Raw genomic sequence first — 9,551 nt, 5'->3', positions numbered from 1 at the left:
TTCATTTACACAAACTATTTTATACTCTCGCTAAAATTATAATGCTGTGAAAAATATAGAAAAAGTTTGATAAAGGGGACATCTTGTCTGCAAGCAACTACTATGAAAATTGAAATATAAAAAGTTTGAAAATATTAGTGTTAAATCAAAGAAAATAGGTGTAATTAATTTTGGAAAATACATATGGCTTAATGAAAGAAGCTTTAAACGTTTCTTCTAATAGAGCACAATTGAACGCAAATAATATTGCTAATGTCAATACGCCGGGTTTCAAAGCTAAACGAATCGAGTTTGAAAGTGTTTTGAATAATGCTTTGGACCAAGAAACACACCTAAAAACTACATCTAAAATGCATATGCAAGCAGGCGGGGCAATTGAACCGCATGAAAGCGTGCGCAATGATACGGCTGTTAAAGAAAATGGCAATAACGTTGATTTAGATGTTGAGATGTTAAATCAGGCACAAAATGGTTTGAATTATAGCGCGTTGACATCACAACTCAAAGGGCGTTACCAAATGATGAGTTATGTTTTGAATCATTAATGGTAAGACTAAATTGGAGAAGAGGAGATCAGAGTGAGTATTTTTAATGGATTGCAGATCAATGCCAGCGGCTTAGCCTTAGAGCGGTTAAAGCTTGATACGACATCAACTAATATTGCAAACGTCAATACAACACGAACGCCGGAAGGTGGCCCGTATCGCCGGAAGTCAGTTCAATTCGCTGAAAATTTACGTCAAGTCGAAGAAGACAATGGAAATATCATGGAAGCCAACAAACGACAGAGTTCCGGTGTAAGAGTGACTGGCATTGCACAGGATCAAACTGAGAAGTTGGGTTATAAACCAGATGACCCCGATGCCGACCAAAATGGTTATGTTCATTTACCGAATGTTAACTTGGCGGATGAGATGATCGACTTGATCCAATCGCAAAGATCTTACGAAGCAAATGTTGCTTCGAGTCAGGTCAATAAGCAGATCTTGAGTAAGGCACTAGAAATATCAGAAAATTAGGAGAGATAAAATGGCACAGGTCAATGGTATTAACGGCTTAAATAATTATGCTACTCAACTGCGCAAAGTTACTGGACTCGATAATTCTGATCAGACAGTTAAAGGCGCCGGTAAAACATTCGGTGATTATTTGGATCATGCTTTATCCGGTTTAAATTCAAGCATGAAAGTTATGGATCAGTCAACTACCGATATGATCAGTGGAAAACAAGATGACTTAGGGCAGGTCATGATCAATATGACTGAAAGTCAATTAACTTTACAGACTGCAGTTCAAGTTCGTAATAAAGCTTTGGAAGCTTATAACGATCTTAAGAACATGCAGTTTTAGTCGTGTAGTGGGGGCTTGGAAGTGGATAAAGTAAAGGACTTTTTTGGAAACTTAAAAGACAAATGGTCTAATCTAAATCGTTTAGTAAAAATTGCTATCATAGCTGGTTTGATCAGCATACTTGCTGCTGGTGGGATCGTATATTATCTGAACACCAGAGTTGAGTATGCCGTTTTGTTTTCGAATTTAAGTGACGCAGACGCTGGGACGGTTACGAAAGATTTGGAAGATCAAGACATCAAGTACAAGTTAAAAGATGATGGTAAAACGATCTTAGTTGATAAGACAAAAGTCGACCAGTATCGGATCGATATGGCCGTCGATAACAAACTGCCCGATAGTTCACAAGGCTATGAGTTATTTGATGATACCAGCATGATGACCACTGATGAAGACCGTAAGATCATGTATCAGCGGGCAACGACTGGTGAGCTGGAACGTTCGATCGGTTCTTTAAATGCTGTCAAAAAAGCTAAAGTAATGTTAACGATGCCTGATGATGATGTCTTTAGTGATGATGCCAAAGGAAAAAAAGCCAAAGCATCGGTTGCATTGACGTTGAATGGCAACACGATCTCAAATTCAGCAGTTAAAGGGATCGTTGAGTTGACCACAGGTGCCGTTAAGGGATTAACAGCCGAAAACGTTAAAGTTGTTGATAGTAATGGAAATGTATTGGCTGATGGGAATAATGACAATGATGATCTGACAGGTGCGAACAGTAAATATATGCAGATCCAAAAACAGTTTGAAAAACAACTTGAAAAGAAGATCACACGTGTTTTGGGCCCATTAGCTGATGGAAACAAAATCAGCGTCGCAGTTAACGCTGACCTTAATTTTGACGCACTGGAACGCAAGACTACGAAATATAGCAATCCAAATTTACGGAGTGAAAATGTTCAAGCTAATGGGAACCAAGAACAGATCCAACAAGCACAGACTGGTCAAACCGATGATAATGTCTCTAACGTAACTGGCGATAATACCGATAATGGCGCTTCATATAGCCGGACGATCAATAATGAATTAGATACTGATGTGACTAAGCAAGTTAGCGCACCGGGAACTGTGAAGAGATTAACGACCTCTGTTGCTATTCGTGGAGATGTTAGTGGGGACCAGCAGGCGCAGATCAAAAGTATTGTGCGTTCAGCCATCGGTTACGATAAGGATCGTGGTGATAAAGTTACTGTTCAAGTTTTAGATGTTCCAGACACGACACCAAAAGTTCATAAGACTAAGACGGTGAAGAATAATGTGCCGTGGTGGTACATTGCCCTTCCGATCGGTGTCATCGCAATCGCTGGTATCGCAGCCTTTTTGATCATTCGCAAGAAACGCCAAGATGACGATGATGACTACTACGATGATGATTATGATGTCGATGTAACTGATGATTCACCACAACCTGGACCTACTTCTTCAGCGAATAGTGAGCCGTTACCGGAAGCAAAACAAGAGGAAAAAGCAGTACCTCTGCAGGAAAAACCAGAAGTCAAAGAAAGACAAGCTAAGGATAAACAGGCTAAAGATTATGCCCAGACTAATCCAGCAGTTACGGCTGAATTGCTGAAAGCTTGGATGAAAGATCATCACTAGGAGGGGAAATAAGAGATGGCTCAATTGAGTGGAGTAAAAAAAGCGGCGATCTTAATGATCTCTTTAGGGTCAGAAGCGTCCTCCCAGGTAATGAAACTTTTACCTGACAGTATGATTCAAAAAGTCAGTTATGAAATAGCTAATACAGATTATGTGACTCCAGAAGAAAAGAATGCTGTCATCGATGAATTTGTCGACACTGCCACAGCCAGACAATATGTTTTGGATGGTGGGATCGACTACGCAAAGGATCTTTTAGTTAATTCGTTAGGGCCGCAACGAGCCAAAGAAGTTCTGGATGTTTTGAACACGATCCAGTTGCGGGAACAACCGTTTAACATTGCCCGTCGTGCTAATGAGCAGCAATTAGTTAATTTGCTAGTAGAAGAACATCCACAAACTATTGCTTTGATATTGTGTTATATGCAGGCTGAGAAGGCTGCCAGTGTTTTGTCAGAATTTCCAGATGAATTGCAATCTGATGTAGCTGAACGAGTGGCAACGATTTCGGCCACTTCACCAGAAACGATTCAGCGGATCGAAAAAGTTATGGAAGATAAGTTTTCCAATGTGGTTGATGGTGAACGTGAGAATATCGGTGGTGTCGGCGCATTGGTCGATATCTTGAATTCAACGGGCCGCAGTACCGAAAAGACGATCTTGGCCGGTCTGGAAAGCAGACAGCCAGAATTGGCCAGTGAAGTTCAGGCCAACCTATTTACTTTCGAAGATATTACTACTTTGCAAGCGTTGGATGTGCAAAAAGTATTACGTGATGTGACAAACGATGTATTAGAGCTGGCCTTGAAAGGCAACGATGATCGTATCAAAGACTTTATCTTCGGTAATATGTCACAACGTGCGGTTGAAAATATCAAAGAAGATCTTGAATTTATGGGGCCAACTAGATTATCAGCTGTCGAAGAAGCACAACAAAAAGTTGTCGCAGTTATTCGGAAGTTAGACGAAAGAGGCGAGATCTATATTGGTCGAGGAGGTCAAGACAGCATTGTCTAATAATATTTTGAAACAGCAGGCAATGCCCCTGCATGGTAAGAAAGTTGGTATAAAGACAGCAGATTTTGTTCCTCAAATAAAAAAGCAAGATCCACAGTTAACAGCTCTTGACGCTAAATTAGCACATCAGACGGCAGCTTACCAGCAAAAGCTAAAACAGCTGAAAGCTGAGATGTTAGTAGATGCAAAACAAAAGGCAGCAGAAATCAAGCAAGAAGCCTATGATTCTGGTTATGCTCAGGGAAAAAAAGATGGATACCAGGAGGCTGTGACAAAAGGACAACAAAAAATGGCACCTCTAGTCAAGCAGGCACAAGATAACGTGGAGCAAAGTCTGGCAGAGTCAAAACAGTACCTGGCAGAAAAACAGGATGAGATCACTTCTTTTGCAGTACAGTTGGCCGAAATTATTTTGAAGACGCAGTTGGAACTAACGCCAGAAAAGATCACTGCAATTTTGAGTCCATTATTATTCGAACTCGAAAAACCAGATGAAGTATTGATGGTCTGGGCTAACTCCGCTTATCATGAATCACTGACCACTAAGTTAGAGCAGGTCAAAGAAGAAATTTCTGATCTGCGTTACATAATTTTTGATGATGATAGTTTAAATGCTTTGCAGCTGCGTGTCGAATCAAACGAATCGGTAGTTGATATTGACATTAAAAAGGAATTACAAGGTTTTCTGGAACAATTGTGAGGTAAATAAATGACAAAGATAAAGATCCCCTTTAAAAATTATTTAAACCAAGCGAAAAAATATCCTTTTTATTCGGTATACGGCAAAGTCAGCGAAGTTGTTGGTCTTGTGATCAAAGTCGAAGGTTTGCAAGCCTTCGTCGGTGAAGTCTGTGAGGTCTATGCGAAAAAAGCGGGCAAAAAGACAGTGACGGAGGTTGTTGGATTCGTTAAACAAACGGTCTTATTGATGCCATTAGATGAGCTAGAGGGGATCGCGCCGGGTTGCCTAGTGGCTGCAACTGGCAAGACACTTGAAGTCAAGGTCGGGCCAAAAATGCTGGGACATACTTTCGATGGCCTAGGACGTCCATTGAAAGGTTCCAAGCTTGACCAGTCTGAAATGGTCGGGTATCCAGCGATGCAGGAAGCCCCAGATCCATTTAAACGGCAAGACATTGAAAAAATCATGCCGACTGGTATTCGAGCAATCGATGGATTATTAACGGTTGGCGAGGGACAGCGAGTCGGGATCTTTGCCGGCAGTGGGGTCGGTAAAAGTACTTTGCTGGGGATGATCGCTAAGTATTGTCAGGCCGATGTGGTCGTGATCGGTTTGATCGGTGAACGTGGCCGTGAGGTGAGAGAATTTATCGAAAAAGACTTGGGTGAAGGTTATGCTAAGTCGATCGTAGTGTGTGCTACTTCTGATATGCCGCCCTTAGTTCGGCTGAAAGGTGCATATACGGCCACGGCAATTGCTGAGTATTTTCGTGATCAGGGCAAAAAAGTTGTTTTGATGATGGATTCGGTCACACGTTTTGCGATGGCTCAACGTGAAATTGGTCTATCAACTGGGGAACCGCCAACTACCCGGGGTTATACTCCTTCGGTTTTTGCCGAATTACCCAAGTTGATGGAAAGAAGCGGAATGTCTGACAAGGGTTCGATCACAGCATTTTATACGGTCTTGGTCGAAGGTGACGACATGAACGAACCGATTGCTGATGCAGTTCGCGGGATCTTAGACGGGCACATTATTTTATCGCGAGAAATTGCGGCCCAAAATCATTATCCGGCAGTTGATGTTCAACCTAGTGTCAGTCGTTTGATGAAATCGTTGGTCTCTCAAGAACATAATATCCATGCCAGTGAATTGCGTGAAAATTTGAAAGCATACGCTGATGCGAAAGATTTGATAGATATCGGGGCATATAAGAGCGGAACAAATCCTGTGATCGACTATGCTGTGCAGCTGCACAAACCGATCGATGACTTTTTGCAACAAGCCGTGGATGAATTTTCAAGTTTCACAGATACAGAGGAGAGATTGCAGCAGTTGTTTGCTTCGAATAATGTTTTAGGTGACGGTCGGATCACTGCAGAAGAGTAGGGAGATCAGGGATGGAAGAATTTAATTTTTCATTACAAAAAGTGCTGGACTATCGTTTGCAAGTTGAAGACCAGGTCAAGGGGCATTTTGCTGAAGTCAACCGCCTGGAAAACGAGAAAAATACTGAATTGGATCAAGTCATGCAAGAAAAAGACAGCATGATGGAAACCCCACAATTTTCAGTTAGCAGAATGCAAGTCACACGACGCTATATTCAAGCTCTTAACGACCAGATCATGATTTGTCACGATCAACTGTTGGGGTTGCAAGCACAAAAAGAGCAAATTCGCAGTGAATTGATCGAAGCACAGAAACAACGGAAAATATTAGAGCGGCTTAAAACAAAGCAGCTTGCACAATATCAAAAGGAGCTAGCCCGTGAGGAACAAAAGCAGTTGGATGATTTTCACCGGCCACAACAAAATGTAAATATCGCTTTACCTTGACGTTAAAGCAAGGGTTTGAAAGGAGGACAATGAAATGCAAAAGGTAGTTACAGGTAAGAAAATTGCTGGTTTGCAGGTTGCTAAAGCCAAGCCAACCAAAAAACAAACGGGGAAATTTCAGGCTTTTTTAGCACAAGATAAGCCGGAAATTGCGGTTAATGATGATAAAGGTTTCAGACAAAAAAAGGCTAAAAATCGACTAGAGACTTCTAAAGACATGCTTAACATACATATTAAAACTACTGATTCGCAAACAAAAAAAGAGCTAGAGCAAGTCTTGCAAATTGACTCGAAAACGTTCCAACAGTTAGTAAACGGTACAGTTTCTTTGGATGACTTGGTCAAGCAAGGAAAAGTCCAAATATCGCCTGATTTGCTGGAAGGACTCAAGGAATTAGTTAGCAGTAGCGATCATTTGAAAAAGCAAAATATTTTACTAGAGATCGAGCATGACCAATCAGAAGCAGTCGAACCGCTCCAAGAAAATGATAACGCCGGAAAAAATGAAAAATTACCTAAGGATGCTGCTCCTCCACTAGACTTAAAGCAAGCCAAGGCAGGACCGATAGTCGAAATTATTGCAGACAATGACGTTGCACCACAACAAACCGAGCAATTTGGCGAAAATCCGGCACAAAGCGTAATTGACTTGGATGAAATGTCTGCAACCCAGCAAGCGACCTTGAAGGAACAGATAGCAAACTTTGTTAGTATGGTAACTTCTAAGTCAGCTGGTGAAAGCCAGGCTATTCAAGAATCTAACTCGACAATAAATCTGGTTGTGAGTTCGGACACAAAGATCAAGCAGGAAGCTGCTCAGCAGACTGATCTGGAAGTTGAGTCGGTTCAACCGACAAAGATCATTGAGAGCCCGTTAGTTTCTAAAGCAGGGCAGCTGGGTAAACAAGAAATTAAAACATCACCTGAAGTTGCAGCGATGGCAGACGAGCTTTCAGTATCGTCGCTAAAACAGTCAGCGGAAACTTTATCAGTTAGTTCAAAAATCTTGATCGGTACGAAAGCTTCGCTAGCAGGACAAAAACAAGCAGCTGAAATCATAGATTTTAGTGAGCTTACAGATAGAACGGGTATGGTAAGCGTAGTTGAACAAAAAAGCGCGACAGTTACGCAAGCTAATGTGGGGCAAAAAGTAACAACGATAACTAGACCGGTCGAGCAGGTCGTGAGAAATTTGCAAAAAGCACTTACTCCAGTAGTTGAGAAAAGCTTGTTATCCAGTAAGGGCAATACCCAGAGCATAGTTTTTAATTTGAAACCGGCTAATCTGGGTGAGATGAAAGTTGCGGTAAAGACGAATGAACAGGCAGTCAGCCTAGAATTTGAAGTTCAAAATAGTACTGCACGTGATATGTTACAAAAAAGCACACATAAATTAGAGCAGATCATGGAGCAGCTGCAGCTTGATCCAACGACTAAAACATTGAAACAAGTTGAAACTGTGAGACAAACGGCGGAAACTTCTGAACTTTTAGGCGAGCAGCGAGATGGTCCAGCTGGTGATTTCATGCAAAATGAGCAAGAACAGCAAGGCCGATTTGCACGTTCGCACAAGACGAGGACACAAGTGGTCAGTGAAGAACATTTGCCAGGCGAAGAACAAATCAAGCACGGAACGATCAGTTTGTTGGTTTGAGCGGCTCAGAGTATGCGTGATCAAAGGAGGAATATATTTCATGGACAATTTAAGCGGTGTACAAGCAAACAGTCTTGGCAGTTCGAGTGAGATAACAAAAAGTACTTCACAAAACGATGCTGCTAAAAATGCTTTGGGACTTTCAATGGATGATTTTTTGAAGATCTTAGCGACATCAATGTCTAACCCTTCCATGACCGGAGATGGAGATTCCAATAGCAGTGGTACAGATTATATTTCACAAATGGCACAATTTGCTACCTTACAGGAATTAAATAATATGTCGACAATGATGAATAATTCTTTGCTTTTAGGGCAGCAACAACAAGCTTTTAATTTAATGGGCAAGGATGTCACAGTTGTTGATGAACAAGGCAATGAAAAGCAAGGAAGAGTTGATAAAGTCAACTTTACTGGCGGTATTGCCAAGCTGACCGTCAACGGTACGGAATATGAAATGGGTGCCATCAAAGAAGTTAGAGAACCAAAAGATTAAAAAATAGCAAAATTTAAAAAGATGCTACACAAATAGGAGGAATTTTAAATGTTACGTTCATTGTATTCAGGTGTTTCAGGAATGAAGAGTCAACAAACCAGGTTGGATGTTATTTCCAACAACATTGCTAATGCGAACACGATCGGCTTCAAGTCAAGCCGTGCTAACTTTTCAGATATTTTAAGTCAGACAACTGCGAATGCTTCAGGACCACGTGCAACCGTTGGCGGTATTGATGGTAAGCAAGTTGGACTTGGGGTTCAGGTCGGTGCGATCGATACAGACATGGGTCAAGGTATTCAAAACACGACTGGCCGTGCTTTGGACTTATATATCAATGGTAGCGGGTTTTTAGTATTTGAGCGAGATGGTAATAATGGTCAGGTTTATTCACGTAACGGTGCTTTGAAGATCGATGCTAATGGCAACTTGACTAATGCTGATGGTTTACGTGTGATGGGCTATGCTCCCGGACAGGAAGGCGGAGCGTTAACTCCAATTACAGTACCAGCTCAAAATGCAGCTGGTGAAAAGTTAGTTGAAGGTCACGTTTCAATCGGTCCTGATGGCAAAGTTACTGCGCGTTATGGCGCGGAAGATGAAGTGATCGGTACAGTGTCGATTGCTACGTTCAGTAATCCAGCCGGCTTAAGCAAGATCGGTAACAGCACTTATGAAATATCACAGGATTCTGGTAATGCCAATAATTTAGTACCTGGTACAGATGGGACCAACACTTTATTAGCAGGGACATTGGAAGATTCTAACGTTGACTTAGCGCAAGAATTCTCTGACATGATCGTTACAAGCAGAGCATATCAGGCCAATGCAAGGAGCATCACAACGTCAGACGAGATGTTGCAAGAATTGATCAACCTAAAGAGATAGTGAGCGAAACAACGCGGTTAGGAGACG

General features: G+C 41.6%; 11 protein-coding genes. All 11 read left to right on the top strand.

The window, feature by feature from the left end:
- The first annotated feature begins 191 nt into the window (after positions 1–191).
- From flgB to FC65_RS06325, 11 genes are read left to right on the top strand one after another with little or no spacing between them, the layout of a single operon-like run.
- Positions 192–545, top strand: a complete 354-nt coding sequence (flgB, locus tag FC65_RS06375) for a flagellar basal body rod protein FlgB (RefSeq protein WP_035631278.1) — start codon at positions 192–194, stop codon at positions 543–545.
- Between the two features lie 33 nt (positions 546–578).
- On the top strand, positions 579–1,019 hold the full coding sequence (flgC, locus tag FC65_RS06370) for a flagellar basal body rod protein FlgC (protein ID WP_056971983.1): 441 nt from the start codon (positions 579–581) through the stop codon (positions 1,017–1,019).
- A 10-nt stretch (positions 1,020–1,029) separates the two neighbouring features.
- Positions 1,030–1,350, top strand: a complete 321-nt coding sequence (fliE, locus tag FC65_RS06365) for a flagellar hook-basal body complex protein FliE (RefSeq protein WP_010498165.1) — start codon at positions 1,030–1,032, stop codon at positions 1,348–1,350.
- 21 nt (positions 1,351–1,371) lie between these two features.
- Positions 1,372–2,952 carry a flagellar basal-body MS-ring/collar protein FliF gene (gene fliF, locus FC65_RS06360; protein WP_056971982.1) on the top strand — a complete coding sequence of 527 codons (1,581 nt, stop codon included), beginning with the start codon at positions 1,372–1,374 and terminating at the stop codon, positions 2,950–2,952.
- Positions 2,953–2,967: 15 nt separating this feature from the next.
- Positions 2,968–3,969, top strand: coding sequence for a flagellar motor switch protein FliG (gene fliG, locus FC65_RS06355; RefSeq protein WP_056971981.1), 1,002 nt, complete (start codon positions 2,968–2,970; stop codon positions 3,967–3,969).
- A complete protein-coding gene (locus FC65_RS06350; RefSeq protein ID WP_056971980.1) occupies positions 3,962–4,669 on the top strand; it encodes a FliH/SctL family protein in 708 nt (235 codons plus the stop codon). Before fliG ends, FC65_RS06350 begins: the two co-directional genes overlap by 8 nt.
- Positions 4,670–4,678: 9 nt before the next feature.
- The gene (fliI, locus tag FC65_RS06345; protein ID WP_056971979.1) at positions 4,679–6,040 is read left to right on the top strand and encodes a flagellar protein export ATPase FliI; all 1,362 of its coding nucleotides are present in this window, start codon (positions 4,679–4,681) and stop codon (positions 6,038–6,040) included.
- 11 nt (positions 6,041–6,051) lie between these two features.
- Positions 6,052–6,486, top strand: coding sequence for a flagellar export protein FliJ (fliJ, locus tag FC65_RS06340; RefSeq protein ID WP_056971978.1), 435 nt, complete (start codon positions 6,052–6,054; stop codon positions 6,484–6,486).
- A gap of 34 nt (positions 6,487–6,520) precedes the next feature.
- Positions 6,521–8,140 carry a flagellar hook-length control protein FliK gene (locus FC65_RS06335; protein WP_056971977.1) on the top strand — a complete coding sequence of 540 codons (1,620 nt, stop codon included), beginning with the start codon at positions 6,521–6,523 and terminating at the stop codon, positions 8,138–8,140.
- Positions 8,141–8,180: 40 nt separating this feature from the next.
- Positions 8,181–8,636: a flagellar hook capping FlgD N-terminal domain-containing protein gene (locus FC65_RS06330; protein ID WP_056971976.1), complete on the top strand. Its 456-nt coding sequence runs from the start codon at positions 8,181–8,183 to the stop codon at positions 8,634–8,636.
- A gap of 48 nt (positions 8,637–8,684) precedes the next feature.
- Positions 8,685–9,524, top strand: a complete 840-nt coding sequence (locus tag FC65_RS06325; protein ID WP_010498183.1) for a flagellar hook-basal body complex protein — start codon at positions 8,685–8,687, stop codon at positions 9,522–9,524.
- The last annotated feature ends 27 nt before the right edge of the window (positions 9,525–9,551 follow it).

Source organism: Ligilactobacillus acidipiscis DSM 15836 (assembly GCF_001435755.1).
Taxonomy (GTDB): Bacteria; Bacillota; Bacilli; order Lactobacillales; family Lactobacillaceae; genus Ligilactobacillus; species Ligilactobacillus acidipiscis.
The sequence above is the reverse complement of the archived record's forward strand: the minus strand, read 5'-3'. Positions and strand labels throughout refer to the sequence as shown.

Coding starts and splice junctions, on each gene's coding strand:
- flgB (WP_035631278.1), top strand. CDS start 192: ATGAAAGAAGCTTTAAACGTTTCTTCTAATAGAGCACAATTGAACGCA.
- FC65_RS06335 (WP_056971977.1), top strand. CDS start 6,521: ATGCAAAAGGTAGTTACAGGTAAGAAAATTGCTGGTTTGCAGGTTGCT.
- fliI (WP_056971979.1), top strand. CDS start 4,679: ATGACAAAGATAAAGATCCCCTTTAAAAATTATTTAAACCAAGCGAAA.
- fliE (WP_010498165.1), top strand. CDS start 1,030: ATGGCACAGGTCAATGGTATTAACGGCTTAAATAATTATGCTACTCAA.
- fliG (WP_056971981.1), top strand. CDS start 2,968: ATGGCTCAATTGAGTGGAGTAAAAAAAGCGGCGATCTTAATGATCTCT.
- FC65_RS06330 (WP_056971976.1), top strand. CDS start 8,181: ATGGACAATTTAAGCGGTGTACAAGCAAACAGTCTTGGCAGTTCGAGT.
- fliJ (WP_056971978.1), top strand. CDS start 6,052: ATGGAAGAATTTAATTTTTCATTACAAAAAGTGCTGGACTATCGTTTG.
- FC65_RS06325 (WP_010498183.1), top strand. CDS start 8,685: ATGTTACGTTCATTGTATTCAGGTGTTTCAGGAATGAAGAGTCAACAA.